At 76.1% G+C, this 20,194-nt stretch carries 6 protein-coding genes; all 6 read left to right on the top strand.

The genetic code is table 11. The features are described from left to right. Positions 1-5: 5 nt before the first annotated feature. The gene (gene sbnA / locus ACFV04_RS15705; RefSeq protein ID WP_360263967.1) at positions 6-1,001 is read left to right on the top strand and encodes a 2,3-diaminopropionate biosynthesis protein SbnA; all 996 of its coding nucleotides are present in this window, start codon (positions 6-8) and stop codon (positions 999-1,001) included. Next, the gene (sbnB, locus tag ACFV04_RS15710; RefSeq protein WP_380529476.1) at positions 995-1,996 is read left to right on the top strand and encodes a 2,3-diaminopropionate biosynthesis protein SbnB; all 1,002 of its coding nucleotides are present in this window, start codon (positions 995-997) and stop codon (positions 1,994-1,996) included. The genes sbnA and sbnB overlap by 7 nt, the downstream gene beginning before the upstream one ends. Then, entirely contained in the window at positions 1,993-5,196 is a 3,204-nt protein-coding gene (locus tag ACFV04_RS15715) for an amino acid adenylation domain-containing protein (RefSeq protein WP_380529478.1), read from the top strand. The genes sbnB and ACFV04_RS15715 overlap by 4 nt, the downstream gene beginning before the upstream one ends. 140 nt (positions 5,197-5,336) lie before the next feature. Beyond that, a complete protein-coding gene (locus tag ACFV04_RS15720; protein ID WP_380335415.1) occupies positions 5,337-6,389 on the top strand; it encodes a TauD/TfdA family dioxygenase in 1,053 nt (350 codons plus the stop codon). Further along, the gene (locus ACFV04_RS15725; protein WP_380529480.1) at positions 6,376-12,918 is read left to right on the top strand and encodes an amino acid adenylation domain-containing protein; all 6,543 of its coding nucleotides are present in this window, start codon (positions 6,376-6,378) and stop codon (positions 12,916-12,918) included. The genes ACFV04_RS15720 and ACFV04_RS15725 overlap by 14 nt, the downstream gene beginning before the upstream one ends. After that, positions 12,915-20,168 (top strand): amino acid adenylation domain-containing protein, encoded by a 7,254-nt coding sequence (locus tag ACFV04_RS15730; RefSeq protein ID WP_380529482.1) that lies wholly within the window; start codon positions 12,915-12,917, stop codon positions 20,166-20,168. Before ACFV04_RS15725 ends, ACFV04_RS15730 begins: the two co-directional genes overlap by 4 nt. Positions 20,169-20,194 lie beyond the last annotated feature (26 nt).

Consider the following 20,194-nt stretch of genomic DNA (forward strand, 5'->3'; position numbering starts at 1 on the left):
GCGGGATGCCCGCCGGTGTGCTGTCCACCGTCGGCGCCACTCCGCTGGTCGAGCTCACCCGGGTCTTCCCGGACAGCGCGTTCCGCACCTACGCGAAGCTGGAGTCGCACAACCCCGGCGGCAGCATCAAGGACCGCGCCGCGCTCAGCATGCTGGTCGACCGGATCCGCTCCGGCACGCTCACCCCCGGCAAGTCCGTGGTGGTGGAGTCGAGTTCCGGCAACCTCGGGATCGGCTTGGCCCAGGTGTGCCGGTACTTCGGACTGCGCTTCGTCTGCGTGGTGGACGCCCGGACCAACCAGCAGAACATCGCCGTGATGCGGGCCCTGGGCGCCGAGGTGGAGGTGGTGACCGAGCCCGACGCGGGCACCGGCGAGTACCTGCCGGTGCGGCTGCGCCGGGTGCGGGAGCTGGTCGCCGGCATCCCGTTCGCGTACTGCCCGGATCAGTACGCCAATCCGCTGAACGCCCGGGCGCACCGGCAGACCATGCGGGAGATCGTCGACGAGCTGAACGGCCGGGTCGACTACCTGGTGTGCGCCGCCAGCTCCTGCGGAACCCTGCGCGGGTGCGCCGAGTACGTGCGCGACCTCGCCCTCCCGACCCGGATCGTGGCCGTCGACGCCATCGGCAGCGTGATCTTCGGCGGGCCCGCCGGGCCCCGGCTGATCCCCGGTCACGGCGCCTCGGTGCGCCCCGCGCTGTACGGCGCGGACCTGGCCGACGAGGTGGTGCACGTCGACGACCTGGACTGCCTGGTCGGCTGCCGCCGGCTCGCCCACCGCGAGGCGATCCTGGCCGGCGGGTCCTCCGGCGCGGTGCTCAGCGCCCTGGACCGGCTCCGGCCCCGGATCCCGCCCGGGTCCGTCTGCGCGGTGATCCTGCCCGACCGGGGCGAGCGCTACCTCGACACGATCTACGACGACGACTGGGCGGCCGCGCACTTCGGCGAGGCCGCCGACCTGTGGAAGGAACCCTCCGTGGAGGTGGGAGCATGCTGATCCTGGGCGCACGCGACGTACGACGGGCACTCGACGACCGGGAGCAGGAGGTGCTCGCGGCCGTCCGCGACGCCTACGTCCGGCACGCGCGGGGCGACAGCGCCGTCCCGCACTCGGTGTTCCTGCGCTTCCCCGACGACGAACGCAACCGGATCATCGGCCTGCCCGCCTACCTGGGCGGCGAGCAGCCGGTGGCCGGCATGAAGTGGATCTCCTCCTTCCCGGGCAACCTCGCCCTGGGCCTGGAACGCGCCTCGGCCGCGCTGATCCTCAACTCGATGCGCACCGGGCACCCCGAGGCGCTGATCGAGGCCTCCCTCGTCTCGGCCCGGCGCACCGCCGCGAGCGCGGCGCTGGCCGCCGCCGCCCTCCCCGGCGATCGGCCCGACACCGGGGCCGGGCTGATCGGCTGCGGCGTGATCAACTTCGAGGTGCTCCGCTTCCTGCGGGTCGTCCTGCCGGACCTGGACACCGTCACCCTGTACGACCGGGACCGCGCCCGCGCCGAGGAGTTCGCCGGGCGCTGCGCGCGGGAGCAGCCCGGCCTGAAGACCTCGGTGGTGGACCGGCCCGAGGACGCGCTGGCCGCGCACCCGCTGGTCGCCCTGGCCACCACCGCCGGCACCCCGCACCTGGACACCGCGCCCTGCCGTCCCGGCACGCTGGTCCTGCACGTGTCCCTGCGCGACCTCACGGTGGAGTCGGTGCTGTCCGCCGTCAACGTGGTGGACGACCCGGACCACGTGTGCCGTGCCGCGACCTCGCTGCACCTGGCCGAACAGCGCACCGGCGACCGGGAGTTCATCACCGACACGATCGGCGGCCTGCTCTCCGCCGGCGGCCCGCACCGGCGCGACCCGCGGCGCACCACGGTCTTCTCGCCGTTCGGCCTCGGCATCCTCGACCTCGCGGTGGCCGACCTGGTGCGCCGCCGCGCCGAGGCCGAGGACCTCGGCACCCGGCTCACCGACTTCCTCCCCGGCGGCGCCCCGTGACCGCCCGGTCCGCCGTCCCCGCCCCGGTGGAGCTGCGCCGGTACCTGGCGGACGCGACCGGCCCCGACCGGCCGTACCCGCTGGACCGGTGCGTCCACCAGCTGTTCGAGCGGCAGGCCCGGCGCACCCCCGACGCGGTCGCGCTGGTCTGCGACGGCGTCGAGCTGGACTACGCGGGGCTCAACGCGCGGGCCAACCGGCTGGCCCACCGGCTGCGGGCGGCCGGGGCGGGGCCGGAGTCCCTGGTCGGTGTCCGCCTGGAGCGCGGCACCGACCTGGTGGTGGCCCTCCTCGGGGTCCTCAAGTCCGGTGCCGGGTACGTGCCGCTCGACCCCGAACACCCGCCGCTGCGCACCGCGGCCGTCCTCGCGGAGAGCGGCGCGGCCCTGCTGGTCACCGACGCCGCGGCGGCGGCCGCCGCCGAGCACGCCGGGGTGCGGCCGGTCGTCCCCGACGACGAACCCGGGTGGCCCGCCCACGACCCGGCCCCGGCGGCGGACCCGGACAACCCGGCCTACGCCATCTTCACCTCCGGTTCGACCGGCCGCCCCAAGGGCGTGCTGGTGCCGCACCGGGGGGTGGTCAACCGGCTGCTGTGGATGCGCGACGACTGCGGGCTCACCGGCGGCAGCCGGGTGCTGCAGAAGACGCCCGCGACCTTCGACGTGTCGGTCTGGGAGTTCTTCGGCCCGCTCGCGGTCGGCGCGACGCTCGTCCTGGCCCGCCCCGGTGGGCACCGCGACCCGGCCTACCTGTACGAGGTCCTGGCCGGACAGCGGGTCGACACCGTGCACTTCGTCCCCTCGATGCTGCGGGAGTTCCTCGCCGACCTGCGGGCCCGCCGCGACCACGGCGGGCCGCCCGTCCTGCCCGCACTGCGCCGGATCGTGTGCAGCGGCGAGGCGCTCGGCCCCGACCTCGTCCGCGAGGTGCACCAGCTCCTCGACTGCGAGCTGTTCAACCTGTACGGGCCCACCGAGGCGGCGGTGGACGTCACCGCCGAGCGGTGCCTGCCCGGGGCCCCGGTCACCATCGGCCGGGCGGTCGCCAACACCCGGGCCTACGTGCTCGACCCCGACGGGGTGCCCGCCCCGCCGGGCACCCCGGGCGAACTCTGCCTGGCCGGCGTCCAGCTGGCCCGGGGCTACCTCGGCCGGCCCGGGGCTACCGCCGCCGCCTTCCGGCCCGACCCGCACGGCCCGCCCGGCGCCCGGCTCTACCGCACCGGCGACCTCGCGCGCCGGCGCGTCGACGGCCGGATCGAGTACCTGGGCCGGCTCGACCACCAGGTGAAGATCCGCGGCCTGCGGATCGAACTCGGCGACGTCGAGACCGCGTTGGCCGCCCACCCGCAGGTGCACGCCGCCGTGGTGGCGGCGCACCCGGCCGCCACCGGCGGCAGCCGGCTGGTCGGCTACCTGGTCGGCGCCGTCCCGGACGTGCCCGACCTGCCCGACCTGCGCAAGCACCTCGGCGAGCTGCTCCCCGACTACATGATCCCCACCGCCTGGGTCCGGCTCGCCGAACTCCCGCTCACCGCGAGCGGCAAGACCGACCGCAAGGCGCTGCCCGCCCCGGACGACGGCCGCCCGGAGCTCGCCACCGCCTACCTGGCGCCGCGCACCCCGACCGAACGGACCCTGGTCGGCATCTGGGAGCAGGCCCTCGGCGTGGCCCCGATCGGCGTCCGGGACCGCTTCCTCGACCTCGGCGGCCAGTCACTGATCGCCACCCGGATCTGCTCCCGGCTGCGGGCGCGCACCGGCGCCGCGCCCTCCCCCGCCGACCTGCTCGCCCGCCCCACCGTCGAGGACCTGGCCGCGCTGCTCGACGCGGCCGGCCCGGCCCCCGCACCGCAGGACCTCCGGACCGTCCCGCCGCGCCCGCCCGGACCGGTACCGCTCTCCTCCGAGCAGCACCGGCTCTGGTTCCTCGACCGGCTCACCCCGGGCAGCACCGAGTACACCATGTACGACGCGCACCGGCTGCGCGGCCCGGTCGACCCCGCCGCGCTGCACGAGGCCCTGCGGGCGACCGTCCGCCGGCACGCCGCCCTGCGCACCACCTTCGAGGCCCGCCGCGGGGTGCCCCACCAGGTGGTCCACCCGGACCCGCCGACCGCCCCGGAGGTGGTGGACCTCACCGGCACGCCGCCCGACGGACGCGAGGAGGCGGCCCGCCGCGCCGTCCGGGCGCAGGTGGAGCGGCCGTTCGCCCTGGACCGCGGCCCGCTGCTGCGCCTGGTCCTGCTGACCCTGGAACCGGACCACCACGTCCTGCTCGCCGTGGTCCACCACATCGTCGCCGACGACTGGTCGATGGGCGTGTTCTGGCGCGACCTGTCCGAGGGCTACCGGGCCGCGCGCGCCGGCCGCACGCCCCGGCTGCCGGCCCTGCCCGTCGACTACCCGGACTACGCGGCCTGGCAGCGCAGCGGGGCCGGCGCGGCCGACCGCACCGAGGACGACCTCGACCACTGGCTGCGTCACCTCCGCGCGCCGCTGCCGGCCCTGGAGCTGCCCGGCGGCCCGCGGCCACCGCTGCGCGGACGGCGGGACGCCGTCGTCGACTTCACCCTGCCCGCCGCGGTCACCACCGCCCTGAACCGGACCGCGGGCGAGGCCGGCGCCACCCCGTTCATGGCCCTGCTCTCCTGCTTCTCGGCGGTGCTCGCCGGGGCCTGCGGAACGGAGGACCTGGTCGTCGCCACCTTCACCGCCAACCGGCCGATGGCCGAACTCGCCGACCTGGTGGGCCTGTTCGTCAACACCCTGGCGCTGCGCACCCCGGTGGGGCGGCGCGAGCCCTTCACCCAGGTGCTCGCCCGCACCAGGGCCACCGCGCTCGCCGCCTACCGCCACCAGGGCCTGCCGTTCGACCGCGTGGTGACGGCGCTGCGGCCGCCGCGCGACCCGAGCCGCAACCCCGTCGCCCAGGCCGGGTTCCAGCTCCTCGGCCCGCTCGCCGGCCGGGTCGACCTCCCCGGGACCACCGCCGAACCGTACGACCACGGCCAGGGCGGCCACCCCTTCGACGTGCTGGTCGACCTGCGCGAGAACGGCGCCGCCCTGGACGGCCGGCTGCACTACCCGCAGGGCCTGCTCGGCGACGCCGCGGCCCGTGACCTGGCCGGCGCGTTCACCGGGTTCGTCGCGGCCGCCGCCGAGCGGCCCGGGCTCCCCGTGGAACGGCTCGGCTGACCCCCGACGGCCGACGGCGGAGTCCGCAGCGTCGGCGCGGCGGCAGAGAAGAACGCGCAGCGGCCCCGGAGAACGCGCTGCCGACAGGGCTGCTCGTTGTTCTCTCGCCGCGCCCGGCCCGGCCGGAGAGGCTGAGGCGCATGACTGCGAACCCGTCACCCCCGGCCGCGGCCGCGGACCCCTCGGGAGAGCGCGACGCGGCGTCCGCACTCCCCTTCGTCCTGTCGGCGGACGCGCCGGGCACCCCGGTGGCCGACTACCTGCCCGCCGCCCGTCCCCTCCTCCGCCGGCGGCTCCTGGAGCACGGCGCGGTCCTGCTGCGCGGCTTCGACGTCGGCGGGGTGGACGGGTTCGCGGGCGTGGTCGAGGCCGTCTCCGGCGAACCGCTGGCCTACACCGAACGCTCCTCGCCCCGCAGCACGATCAAGGGGCGGGTGTACACCTCGACCGACTACCCCCCGGCCGAGGAGATCTTCCTCCACAACGAGAACTCCTACCAGGCCGCCTGGCCCCGCACGCTGTTCTTCCACTGCGCACAGCCGCCGCTGACGCTCGGCTCCACCCCGCTCGCCGACATCCGGCGCGTCCACGCGGCGATCGACCCGGCGGTGCGCGAGGAGTTCACGGCCCGGGGCTGGATGGTGACCCGCAACTTCACCGAGGGCTTCGGGGTGAGCTGGCAGCAGGCCTTCGGTACCGAGGACCGCGCCGGCGTGGAACGCTACTGCGCCCGCAACGGCATGACCGCCGAGTGGACCGCGGCCGGCCTGCGGACCCGGGCCCGGCGCGAAGCCGTGCACCGGCACCCGGAGACCGGCGAACCGGTCTGGTTCAACCACCTCGCCTTCTTCCACGTCACCACCCTGGGGCCCGAGGTGTGCGCCGGCCTGCGCGAGATGTACGCGGAGGCCGACCTGCCCACCAACACCTACTACGGCGACGGCAAGCCCGTCCCGGACGACGTGGTGGCCCACCTGAGGGACTGCTACCGCGCCGAGCAGCGCCGCTTCGACTGGCAGCTCGACGACGTCCTGGTGGTGGACAACATGCTGGCGGCACACGGCCGCGAGCCCTTCACCGGCCCGCGGCGGATCGCCGTGGCCATGGCCGAGCCCTGGTCCGCGGCCTCCGCGGCCCAGGCCCGCGCCGCCCGTACCCACACGCCCGGGGAGACGTCCGATGACACCCGATGAGACCGGCTCCCCGCTCTCCTTCGCCCAGGAGCAGCTGTGGTTCGTCGACCAGTTGCGCTCGGGCGCCTCGATCGAGTACCTGCTGCACGAGACGGTCCGGCTGCGCGGCCCGCTGGACGAGGCCGCGCTGACCTCCGCGCTGACCGAGATCGCCGCCCGGCACGAGGTCCTGCGCACCCGCTACGCCGCCGAGGGGGACAGCGCGGTCCAGATCGTCGACGATCCGGCCCCGGTCGAACTCCGCCGAGTGGACCTGAGCGCCCGGTCCGACGCCGAACAGCAGCACGAGCTACGGGAGTTGATCGCCACCGAACGGCGGACCCCGATCGACCTGCGCACGGCGGCGCCCTGGCGGCTGACCCTGGCCCGGCTCGGCGAGACCGACGCGGCCCTGCTGGTGACCGTCCACCACATCGCCTTCGACGCCGCCTCCTGGGTCGTACTCGCCCGCGAACTCGACGCCCTGTACGGCGCGTTCCGCTCCGGCGAGGCATCCCCACCGGCACCGCCGCTGCAGTACGCGGACTTCGCCCAGTGGGAGCGCGACCGCTGGGCGGCCGACGCCGAGCGGACGCAACGCCGCCGCGGCTACTGGCGGGAGCGGCTCGCCGGGCTGGAACCCCTGGAACTGCCCGCCGACCGGCACCGGCCGGCGCACTGGGACCCGGCCGGCGCCGACGTCACCTTCACCGTACCGGCCGCGCCCGCCGCCCGGCTCACCGAGCTGGGGCGCGACTGCGGCGCCACCCCGTTCATGGTGCACCTGGCCGCCTTCCAGCTGCTGCTGGCCCGGCACGCGGGCCGCGACGACGTCGCCGTCGGGGTGTCAGTCTCGCGCCGCGACCAGCCCGAACTGGAACACCTGCTCGGCATGTTCCTCAACACCGTGGTGCTGCGCACCGACCTGTCCGGCTCCCCGACCTTCCGCGAGCTCCTCGGCCGGGTCCGGGAGGGCGTCCTGGACGCGTACGACCACCAGGACGTGCCCTTCGACCGGGTCGTCGCGGACCTCGCACCGGAGCGCGACCAGTCCCGCAACCCGGTCTTCCAGGCCGCCTTCGCCCTGCACACCACCGACCCGCAGCCGTTCCGCCTCGCCGGCCTGGACGTCGACCTCGTCCCGGCGGCCGTCACCACCTCCCCCTTCGACCTCTCGTTGCACCTCGACGAGGAGGCGGACGGCTCGCTCACCGGGCGCTTCTTCTACCCGACCGCCCTGTTCGACCATGCCCGGATCGACCGGATGGCCGGCCACCTGCTGCGGTTGCTGACCGGCATCGCCGAGCACCCGGACGCCCCGGTGCACCTGCTGGACCTGCTCACCGACGCCGAGTCGCGGGCGCTGCAGGCGTGGAACCGCACCGACCCCGGCACCCCCACCGACACCGACACCGGCACCCCCACCGACACCGACACCGACACCGCCGGCGGCAGCGACCGCCCGTACACCGGCCCGTCGCTGCCCGAGCTCTTCCTCGCCCAGGCCGAGGCCACCCCGGACGCCGTCGCCGTGGTGGCCGGCGCCCTGGAGCTGAGCTACGCCGAACTCGCCGACCGCACCCTGCGGTTGGCGCACCGGCTGACCGCACTCGGGGTCACCGGGGAGACCCCGGTCGGGGTCGCGCTGCACCGCGGCGCCGACCTGGTCACCGCCCTCCTCGCGGTGCTCACCGCGGGCGGGACGTACGTGCCGCTCGCCCCCGACCACCCCGCCGACCGGCTGGCCTACCTGGTCGCCGACGCCGGGGTGGAGCTGGTGATCACCGAGGAGTCGCTGCGCGGTCACCTGCCCGACGGGCCCCGGCTGCTGGTGCCGGCCGGCGACGCGCCCCAGGAGGCCGACGCCCTCGCGACGCCCGTGCCGGTCGGCGCCGAGGACGCCGCGTACGTGATGTACACCTCCGGCTCGACCGGCCGCCCCAAGGGCGTGGTGGTGCCGCACGCGGCCATCCGCAACCGGGTCCTCTGGTCGGTCGAACACCTGGGGCTCGGCCCCGGCGACCGGCTGCTGCAGAAGACCACGATCGGCTTCGACGCCGCCGTCTGGGAGTTCCTCTCCCCCCTGGTGTGCGGCGCCACGGTGGTGACCGCCCCGGCCGACGCCCACCGGGACACGGCCGTGATGGCCCGGGCCGCCGCCGAGCACGGCGTCACCGTGCTGCAGCTCGTCCCGTCGGTGCTGCGGCTGCTGCTGGCCGAACCCGGCCTCGCGGACTGCTCCGCCCTGCGCGTGGTGTGCTCCGCCGGCGAACCGCTGCCCGCCGAGCTCTGCGACCGGCTGCGCACCCTCCTCGACGTCGAGGTGGTCAACACCTACGGCCCGACCGAGTGCGCGATCGACTCCACCGCCTGGCACCACGACCGCGCCCAGCGCGAGGGCATCGTCCCGATCGGCCTCCCGCTGACCGGGGCGCGGGTCCACGTGGTCGACGCCCACGACCGGCTGGTGCCGGTCGGCGTGCCCGGCGAACTCTGCGTCGCCGGCATCGGCCTGGCCCGCGGCTACCTGGGCCGCCCCGGCCTGACCGCGGAGCGCTTCACCCCGAACCCGTACCCGCAGGCCCCCGGCGAGCGCTGGTACCGCACCGGGGACCTGGTGCGCCGCCGCGCCGACGGCGCGCTGGAGTTCATCGCCCGGCTGGACGACCAGGTCAAGGTCCGGGGGGTGCGGATCGAGCCGGGCGAGATCGAGGCCGCACTGGCCGCGCACCCGGCGGTGCGGGCCGCCGCCGTCGCCACCCACCGCTCGTCGGCCGGAGACCTGGAGCTCGCGGCCTACGTGGTGCCCGAACCGGGCGGCGCGGCCGACCCCGAGGACCTGCGCGCGCACCTCGCGGCCCGGCTGCCGGAGGCGATGGTCCCCTCGACCGTGCAGCAGCTGGACGCCCTCCCGCTGACCCCCAGCGGCAAGGTCGACCGGAAGCAGCTGCCCTCGCCGCAGGCCCGGGAGCGGAGCGCCGGCCACGCCTGGGTGGCCCCGCGCACCACCGCCGAACGGGCCGTCGCCGAGGCGATGGCCGAGGTCCTGGAGGTGGACCGGGTCGGCGCCGAGGACGACTTCTTCGCGCTCGGCGGCCACTCGCTGGTGGCGATCCGGATGGTCCTGCGGCTGCGCCGCACCCTCGGCACCGACCTGACCGTCGGCGACCTGTTCGCCACCCGCACCGTCGCCGCACTCGCCGCCCGGGTCGACGCGGCCCGCGCCACCGCCGACGACGGGCCCGCCGTCCTGCCCGTACCGCGCACCGGCGACCTGCCGCTCTCCTTCGGCCAGCAGCGCCTGTGGTTCCTGGACCAGCTGGAGCCGGGCAGCGACGAGTACCTCGTCCCGCTCGCCGTGCGCCTGCGCGGCCCGTTCGACGTCGACGCGCTGCGCCGAGCAGTGGACGCGGTCACCGCCCGGCACGAGGTGCTGCGCACCCGGTACCTGGCCGACGGCGGCGACCCCCGGCAGGTCGTCGACCCGGCCGGCCCGGTGCCGCTCTGGCTGGTCGACCTCGCCGCCACACCGGACGCCGAGGAACAGGCCCAGCAGCTGCTGGCGAACGTCGGCGGCCGCCCGTTCGACCTGGCGGCCGAGTGGCCGCTGCGCGTCACCGTCATCCGCACCGCACCCGACGAGCACCTGCTCGCCCTGACCCTGCACCACATCGTCTGCGACGGCTGGTCGACCGGGCTGCTGCTGGCCGACCTGGACCGGGCGTACCGCGCGCTCGCGGCCGGCGAACCCTCGCCGCTGCGGCCGCAACCCGTGCACTACGCCGACTTCGCCGTCTGGCAGCGCGAACGGGAGAACGCCGGCGCGCTGGCCGCGCAGCTCGACCACTGGCGGGAGCGGCTGACCGGCCTGGTGCCCGTCGAACTGCCCACCGACCGGCTGCGCGCCGCCGTCCGCGACACCCGCGGCGCGACCTTCGACACCGCCGTCCCGGCGGAACTCGGCCGGGAGCTGACCGAGTTGGCCCGGCGCAGCGGCGTGACGCCGTTCGTGCTGCTGCTGGCCGCGTTCCAGGTGCTGCTGGGCCGCCACACCGGGCGGGAGGACGTCGCGGTCGGCACCCCCGTCGCCGGGCGGACCCGGCCCGAGACCGAGGACCTGGTCGGCTTCTTCACCAACACCCTGGTGATCCGCACCGACCTGGCCGGCGACCCGCGCTTCACCGAGCTGCTGGAACAGGTGCACCGGGCGTCCGCCGACGCGCTCGCCCACCAGGACGTGCCGTTCGAGCACCTGGTCGACGCGCTGCGGCCGGACCGCGACCTCTCCCGCAACCCGCTGTTCCAGGTGATGTTCGAACTGCAGCGCGCGGACGGCCTGCCCTCCGCGCTCGGCGACGCCACCGCGGAGTGGCTCGACGCCGGGCCCGCCGTGGCCAAGTTCGACCTCACCGTGACGGTGACCCAGCACGACGACGGCGGGCTGCGGGTCTGGTTCGAGTACGCCACGGCCCTGTTCGACCGGGCCACCATGGACCGCCTCGCCGGGCACTACCTGACCCTCCTGCAGGCGATCGCCGCCGCCCCGGACACCCGGCTCGGCGACCTCGGTCTGCTCACCGACCGGGAACGCCACCAACTCCTCGACCTGTGGCCCGACCCGGACGGCCACCGGACCGCCGCCCTCGACCCGGCCGACGAGCACGACCTGTGCGTCCCGCAGCTGATCGAGCGCACGGCCCGCCGCACCCCCGACGCGGTCGCGGTCGTCGCCGGGCAGGAACGGATCGGCTACGCGGAGCTGAACGCGCGGGCCAACCGCCTCGCCCACCGGCTGCGCGACCTCGGCGTGCGGCCGGAGACGGTGGTCGCCTCCTGTCTGGAGCGTAGCGTCGAAGCGGTGGTCACGCTGGTCGCGGTGCTCAAGGCGGGCGGCGTGTACGTCCCGCTCGACCCCCGGCACCCGGCCGAGCGGCTGGGGTTCATGCTCGCCGACGCCGGCGCCGAACTGGTGCTCACCACAAGCGAGTTCGCCGACCGGACGGCGGGCGGCCGGTACCGGACGGTCCTCGTCGACGACAAGCCCGAGCAGGACGGCGGCCCGGCCGGCCCGGCCGACCAGGCCGCCCGGACAGACCGGGCCGACCGGACCGACCCCGCGCCGCTCGCCGGGCCGGGGAACCTCGCCTACGTCATCTACACCTCGGGGTCGACCGGCCGCCCCAAGGGCGTGATGATCGAGCACCGCTCCTACGCCCACCACTGCCGGGTGATCGCCGACGCCTACGGCATCACCGCGGGCGAGCGGGTGGTCCTGCTGTCCGCACTCACCTTCGACGTGGCGATGGACCAGATCGCGGCCACCCTGGTGGCGGGCGCCACGATCGTCGTCGGCGCTCCGGAGTTCTGGACGCCCGCCGAACTCCCTTCCCGTCTCGCCGAGTTCGGCGTCACGGTCGTCGAGATCACCCCCGCCTACTACCGGGCGATGCTGGAGTCCCCCGACCTCGGCCGGCTGACCGACCTCAAACTGATGAACGTCGGCAGTGACGTCGTCACCGTCGAGGACGCCCGGCGCTGGGCGGACACCGGCCTGCCCGGCCGCTTCCTGGGCAACTACGGGCCGACCGAGGCGACCGTCACCTGTCTGCTGCACCCGGTGGGCGCCACCGACCGGGCCGACGGACGGGCGGCCGCCGCGCTGCCGATCGGGCGGCCGGTCCCCGGCACCCGGGCCCACGTCCTGGACGCCGACCTGCGGCCGGTCCCGGTCGGGGTGCCCGGTGAACTCTGCCTGGGCGGGGTGCGCCTGGCCCGCGGCTACCACCGCCGGCCCGGCCTGACCGCCGAGCGCTTCGTCCCCGACCCGCTCGCCACCGCGCCCGGGCAGCGGCTCTACCGCACCGGCGACCTGGTCCGCCGCCGGCCGGACGGCGCCGTCGAGTTCCTCGGCCGGATCGACCGCCAGGTCAAACTGCGCGGCCTGCGGATCGAGCTCGGCGAGATCGAGGCGGCGCTGGCCCGGCACCCCGCGGTGCGGGAGGCCGTGGTCGTCGCGGCACCCACCGCGCCCGGCGAGCGGCAGCTGGTCGGCTACCTGGTCGCCGGGCCCGGCGAGGAGGTCCCGCCGGTCGCCGAGCTCCGCGCCCACCTGCGCGACCTGCTGCCCGAGTACATGATCCCCGCGCGCTGGACCCCGCTCGCGGAGTTCCCGATGACGTCCAGCGGCAAGGTCGACCGCAGGGCACTGCCCGACCCGGCCCCGGCCGGCGCCGAGGACGCGGCCGACGACCTGCCCCCCGAGGGCCCGGTCCAGGAGACGCTCGCGGCCATCTGGTCCGAGATCCTCGGCCTGCCCCGGATCGGCGCCCGGGACGACTTCTTCGCCCTCGGCGGCCACTCCCTGCTGGCCACCCGGGTGCTCGCGGCCCTGCGCGAGGCCTTCGCGATCGACCTGCCCCTGCGGCGACTGTTCGAGGCCACCACGGTGGCCGCCCTCGCCGAGGCCGTCCAGGAGGCCGTCGAAGCCGACATCGACCGGCTGACCGACGACGAGATCGACGACCTGCTGACCCGGAAAGGTGTCCGATGAGCGAGACCGTGGACCGCGCCGCCCGGCGCGCCGAGCTGCTGCGCCGACGGCTGGAGGGCCGGGCGGCGCCGGGGCGGGCCGACGGCGTCGGCCGGGCCCCCCGCACCGGCCCCCTGCCGCTCTCCTTCGCCCAGCGCCGGCTCTGGATCCTCGACCGGATGCGGCCGGGCGGCACCGAGTACCTGATGACCGCCGCCCTGCACCTGCGCGGCCCCCTGGACCGCCGGGCCCTGCACACCGCGCTGGACGCCCTGCCGGCCCGGCACGAGGTGCTGCGCACCCGCTACCCGGTGGTCGGCGACGAGCCCGTGCAGCTGGTCGACGAGCCGGCCCCGGTACCGCTGGACGAACTGGACCTGCGCGACCTGGACCGCGCCGCCGCCGAGGCCCGGATCGACGCCCTGACCAGCTCCGAACGCCGCCCGGTCGACCTCGCGGTGGACCCGGTGTTCCGCGCGACACTGGCCCGGCTCGCCGACGACGAGCACGCGCTGCTCCTGACCGTCCACCACATCGCCTCGGACGGCTGGTCGGAGGACCTGCTGGTGACCGAGTTCACGGAGCGCTACGCGGCGGCCGCAGCCGGCCCTGGGGCCGACCCGGTCAGCGCGCCGCTGCAGTACGCCGACTACGCCGTCTGGCAGCGCGAGCGGCTCTCCGGTGAGCGATCGGAGCGCCAACTGGACTTCTGGCGGACCGGGTTGGCCGGTCTCGCCGCGCTGGAGCTGCCCACCGACCGGCCCCGGCCGCCGGTCTGGGACTCCGCCGGCGACCAGGTCCCCGTGACCGTCCCGGCGGACACCGCCGGACGGCTCACCGCGCTGGCCCGGGAGCACGGCGCCACCCCGTTCATGGCCCTGCTCGCCGCCTACGCCGTCCTGCTCGGCCGCTGGAGCGGGCAGCGCGACCTGGCCGTCGGCACCCCGGTGGCGGGCCGGGACCGCGCCGAACTCCAGTCCATGGTAGGGCTGTTCCTCAACACCCTGGTCCTGCGGACGGACCTCTCCGGCACCCCGTCCTTCACCGACCTGCTGCGCCGGGTCCGCGAGAGCGCGATGGACGCCTACGCCCACCAGGAGCTCCCGTTCGAGCTGCTGGTGGACGACCTGGTCCCGGAGCGCGACCCGTCCCGGAACCCGCTGTTCACCACGATGCTGCTGTGGGAGGACGCCACCGCAGATCCGGGCCCCGCGCGGGCCGGCGGGCTGACCGTCGGGCGGCTGCCGGTCGGCGAGAGCAGCGCCAAGGTCGACCTCACCCTGGGCCTGGCCGAGCAGCCGGACGGCTCACTGGCCGGCGGGATCACCTACGCCTCCGCCCTGTTCGACCGCAGCACCGTCGAGCGCTTCGCCGCCCGGCTGGCCCGGCTGCTGGAGAGCGCCGTCGCCGCGCCCGAGCTGCCCGTCGACGACCTGGACGTGCTGCCCGCCGCCGAGCGAACCCTGCTGCTGGACATCTGGAACGACACCGCCCGCACCTACCCCACCGCGACCCTCACGGCCCTGGTCGAGGCCCAGGCCCGTCGTGTCCCGGACGCTCCCGCGCTGCGCGACCGGGGCGTCACGGTGACGTACGCGGAGCTCAACGCCTGGGCCAACCGGCTCGCGCACCGGCTGCGCGCTCTCGGCGTGGGCCCGGAGTCCGTGGTCGGGGTCCGGCTGCACCGGGGCGCCGACCTGGTGGTGGCGCTGCTCGGCGTGCTCAAGGCGGGCGGCGCCTACCTGCCGCTCGACCCGGACTACCCGGCGGAGCGGCTGGCCCTGATGCTCGCCGACTCGGGCGCCCGGGTGGTGATCGGCCACGGCGGCCCCGAGGCGGCCCGGCAGGACGGGGACGCGCTCCCCGTCGACATCGCCGAGGACCTGTCCGCCCTGCCCGCCGAGGACCCGGCGCCGCTCTGCGGGCCCGCCCACCCGGCGTACGTGATCTACACCTCCGGCTCGACCGGCCGCCCCAAGGGGGTGGTGGTGGAGCACCGGGCGATCACCAACCGGCTGCACTGGATGCAGGAGGCCTACCGGCTGGGCGCCGACGACCGGGTCCTGCACAAGACGCCGACCGGCTTCGACGTCTCGGTGTGGGAGCTGTTCTGGCCGCTGGTCACCGGCGCCACCATGGTGCTCGCCAAGCCCGGCGGCCACCGCGACCCGGCCTACCTCGCCGAGCTGATCGCCGACGAGGGGGTGACCACCCTCCACTTCGTGCCGTCCATGCTGCGCGAGTTCCTCGCCGGGGAGCTGCCCGCACTGCCCGCGCTGCGCCGGATGATCTGCAGCGGCGAGGCCCTGCCCGCGGAGCCGGCCGAGGCGGTGCACCGGCGGATCGGCTGCGAGCTGCACAACCTCTACGGCCCGACCGAGGCCGCGGTGGACGTCACCGCCGCGCAGTGCCTTCCCGGCGAACCCGTCACCATCGGCCGGCCGATCGCCAACACCCGGACGTACGTCGTGGACGCCGGCCTACGACCGGTACCGATCGGGGTGGCCGGTGAACTGCTGCTCGGCGGCGTGCAGTTGGCCCGCGGCTACCTGGGCAGGCCGGCGCTGACCGCGGAGCGGTTCGTCCCGTCCCCGTTCGCCACCGCCCCCGGTGAGCGGCTCTACCGCACCGGCGACCTGGCCCGGCTGCGGCCCGACGGCGCGATCGAGTACCTCGGCCGGCTCGACGACCAGGTGAAGATCCGCGGCCAGCGGGTCGAGCCCGGCGAGATCGAGGCGGCGCTGGCCGGCGCCCCGGGCGTGACCGCGGCCGCGGTCACCGTCCACGACGGCCGGCTGGTCGCCCACCTCGTCCCGCGCACGGTGGACGCGGCCGCGGTGCGCGAGCACCTGCACCACCGGCTGCCCGCCCAGCTGCACCCGGCCCACTGGCTGCTGCACGACGCCCTGCCGCTCACCCCCAGCGGCAAGACCGACCGCCGGGCGCTGCCCGCCCCCGACGGCAGCCGCTCCGCGCTGGCCGGGGAGTACGTGGCCCCCCGGGACGCCCTGGAGCAGACCCTCGCCGAGGCGTTCGCCGACGCCCTGGGCCTGGACCGGGTGGGCGTCCGGGACGGCTTCTTCCAGCTCGGCGGCGACTCGATGCGCGCCATCCGGGTGGTCGGCGCCCTGCGCGCGCAGGGGATCCGGCTCGCCGTGCACGACCTGTTCACCCGCCAGCGGGTCGGCGAACTCGCCGACCTGGTCCGCGCCGCGGACGCCGCCGGACCGGACGCCGCCCGCGACGCCGGGCCGGACGACGGGCCGCTGGTGGAGGCGTTCGCCCTGATCGGCGCGGAGGACCGCGAGCGGCTCCCGGACGGCCTCTCCGACGCCTACCCGCTGGCCCAGACCCAGGGCGGCATGGTGTTCGAGATGCTCGCCGCCACCGACCGGGCGGTCTACCAGAACGTCTCCTGCTACCGCGTCCGCGACGAGGAGCCGTTCGACCCGGAGGCCCTGCGGGAGGCCGGACGGCTGCTGGTGGAACGCCACGAGATCCTCCGGACCTCCTTCGACCTCTCCGGCTTCTCCCAGGTCCTGCAGCTGGTCCACCGGCACGCCGAACTCCCCGTCCACGTCGAGGACCTGCGCGGCCTCCCGGCCGCCGACCGGCGGGCCCTGGTGGACGGCTTCCTGACCGCCGAGCGGCGCCGGCCGTTCGACCTGGCCCGGGCACCGCTGCTGCGGTACACCGCCCACCTGATCGACGACCACGAGTGGTGGCTGACCCACACCGAGTGCCACGCCATCCTGGACGGCTGGAGCCACACCTCCGTGGTCGCCGAGCTGATCGCCCTCTACCGGGCCCTGCGCCAGGGCAAGCGGCCCGATCTGCCGCCCCCGCCGGACGTGCGCTTCGCCGACTTCGTCGCGCTGGAGCTGGCGGCCCTCGACTCGGCCGAGGACCGCGCGTTCTGGGCCGAACGGGTCACCCGGCACGAGAAGTTCGAGCTGCCCCCGGGCTGGGCCGGCACCGAGCAGGACGAACGCGCCCACATCGTCGACGTCGAGCACGAGGACCTGCTGCCCGACCTGCGGCGGCTCGCCGCGAGCGCCGGCGCGTCCCTGAAGAGCGTGCTGCACGCGGCCCACCTGGCGGCCCTGGGCATCGCCGCCGGACGCACCCGGTTCTTCACCGGCCTGGTGACCAACGGCCGCCCCGAACGGGCCCGCGGCGACGAGGTGATGGGGCTGTACCTCAACACCGTGCCCTTCCCGGCCGACCTGTCCGCACCCACCTGGCGGGCCCTGGTCGCGGATGTCTTCGCCGGCGAGGCCGACCTGTGGCCGCACCGCCGCTACCCGATGCCGGCCATGCGGCGGGCGTGGGGTTCCGACGCGCCGCTGGTCGAGGCCGCGTTCGGCTACCTGGACTTCCACGTGCTCGACTGGGAGTCCGGCGACATCGGCATGGTCGACGACTTCAGCCCGAGCGAACTCGGCCTGGAGGTCTGGACCTTCCCCGGCGTGCTGCGCCTCGGCGCCCGGCCGGCGGTGGTCGGCCGCCCGCACCTCGCCCTGCTGGGCCGGATCTACCGCCACGTGCTGGAGTCCATGGCCGCCGACCCCGAGGCCGACCCGCGCGCCCTCACCCTGCCGCCGGCCGACCGCGCGGCGGCGCTGCGCGCCGGGCTCGGCGCCGAACCACCGCTCCCCGAGGAGGGGTCGGTCCACGGTCTGGTGGCGCTGCAGGCCCGGCGGACCCCGCACGCGACGGCGCTGCGCCACGGCACCCGGACCGTCGGGTACCGGGAGCTGGACGACCGGGCCGCCCGGCTCGCGCACCGGCTGCGGACCCTCGGCGTCGGGCCCGACACCGTCGTCGGGCTGCACCTGCCGCGCACCCCGGACCTGGTCACCGCGCAACTGGCGGTCCTCAAGGCGGGCGGCGCCTTCCTCTCGCTCGACCCGGCCTACCCGGCCGAGCGCCTGCGGCACATGGTGACCGACGCCCGCGCGGCGGTCCTGCTCACCACCCGCGAGCTGCGGCCCGCCCTGCCCGCCGGAACACCCGGAACGGTCGAGGTGCTCGACCCGGACGCGTACGCCGCGCTGCCGCCGTACACGCCCGAGGGCCCCGCCGACCCCGACTCCCTCGCCTACCTGATCTACACCTCCGGCTCGACCGGCCGGCCCAAGGGCGTCGGCGTCCCGCACCGGGCCGCCCTGAACCTGCGTCAGGCCCAGTGCGGCCCGCTCGACGTGCGGCCCGGCGACCGGGTGCTCCAGTACGCCTCGCCCAGCTTCGACGCGTACGTCTGGGAGCTGCTGATGACGCTCACCCACGGCGCCGAACTGGTGCTGCCGCCGCCGGACACCGACCCCGGCGACCTGCGGCAGCAGTCCGCCCTGGTCACCCACATGACCCTGCCGCCGTCCCTGCTCTCCCAGCAGGACCCGGCCGACTTCCCGCAGCTGCGGGTGCTGGTCTCGGCAGGCGAGGCCTGCCCGGCCGCCCAGGCCGCCCGCTGGTCGCGGCACGCCACCTTCGTCAACGCCTACGGCCCGACCGAGACCGCCGTCTGCGCCACGCTCACCCCGGTCACCACCACCGGCGAGGACGGGCCGCCGTCGATCGGCGGCCCGATCGCCGGGGTGTCCGCGTACGTCCTCGACGACGGCCTGCGGCCGCTGCCGGACGGCGTGCGCGGCGAGCTGTACGTCGGCGGCGACGGCGTCGCCCGCGGCTACCTGAACCGCCCGGGGGCCACCGCCGCGGCGTTCGTTCCCGACCCCCACGGCGGCCGGCCCGGCGCACGGCTCTACCGCACCGGGGACCTGGTGTCCCGCTCGGCCGACGGCACCCTGCAGTACCACGGCCGCCGCGACCACCAGGTGAAGGTGCGCGGCCTGCGGATCGAGCCGGGCGAGATCGAGGAGTTGCTGCTCGGCCACCCCGACGTGGCCGCCGCCGCGGTCACCGTGCACCGCGCCCCCGGCACGGACGCCACCCTGGTCGCGTACACCAGGGCCGTGCCCGGCCGCACCGCCGACCCGGCCGAACTGCGCGAACACCTGCGCGGCCGGCTCCCGCAGGCCCTGCTGCCGACCCACTACCTCGCCGTGGCGGACTTCCCGCTCAGCCCGACCGGCAAGGTCGACCGGTCGGCGCTGCCCGCACCGGACGGCCTGCGGCCGCGGCTCGGCGCGGCGTACACCGCGCCGTCCACCGACCTGGAACGGGCGCTCTGCGAGGCCTGGGCCGAGGCGCTGGGCGTGACCGGGGTCGGCGTCCACGACGACTTCTTCGACCTGGGCGGGCACTCGCTGGCGATGATGCGGATCGTCGCCACCGTGCGCGCCCGGCACGGACTGGAGCTGCGCTTCCGCTCCTTCATCGAACACCGGACGGTCGCCGGGCTGGCCGCCGAACTGGAGTCCAGGGCGGCCGACGCGGCGGACGCGGCGGAGGGGACCGGCGCGACCGGCGGCGCCCTGGTCTGGATCCGCGAGGGAGGCACCCGGAACCCGCTGTTCTGCGTCCACCCCGGCGGCGGCAGCGCGCACTGGTACCTGCGCCTCGCCCCGCACCTGGACCCGGACCTCCCGGTGGCCGCCTTCGAGTGGCCCGGCCCGCACGACGGCGCGACGGCGCCCGGCGCCGAGGAGATGGCCGGGCGCTACCTCGCCGAACTGCGCCGGGCCCAGCCCGCCGGCCCGTACCGGCTGTTCAGCTGGTGCGGCGGCAGCGGGATCGCCTCCGAGCTGGCCCACCGGCTGGCGGAGGCCGGCGAGGAGGTCACCTTCCTGCTGCTCGACCCCGGGCTGGACGCCCACCGGCGGGCCGAGGGCTGGCGGGAGTTCGCGCTGATCCGGCGGCTGGAGCAACTGACCGCCGAGCTGGCGCGGGGCGGAGCGGCCGCCGACACCCCGGCCCGGCGGCAGGAGGTCCTGGAGCTGCTGGACCACCTGGTGGACGACGTCGACGAGGAGACCGGGATCACCCTGCCCGAGGAGGGCATCGGCGAGGTCTGGCCGCGCGAGGCGCGGATCTGGCGCGAGGTGATGGAGATGGACCTCGCCTACCGGCACCGCCCCTTCGCCCTCCACCTGCACCTGATCGCCAGCGACGAACTGGCCCAGGGGCGCCACGAGGTGTCGTACGGCCAGGAGTTCGCCGACTACCAGCGGCGCTGGCGCGAGCTGGCCACCGGTGGCGTGACGGTCCACCGGGTCGGCGGCGACCACTTCGGCGTCATGAAGCCGCCGCACGTGTCCGACCTGGCGGGGGTGATCGAGCGGGTGATCGGCGCGGACGGCCGGGAGTAGCCGGACGCCTCCGGTGGGGCCGGGAG

The sequence above is a fragment of the Kitasatospora sp. NPDC059599 genome, assembly GCF_042735125.1.
Taxonomy (GTDB): Bacteria; Actinomycetota; Actinomycetes; order Streptomycetales; family Streptomycetaceae; genus Kitasatospora.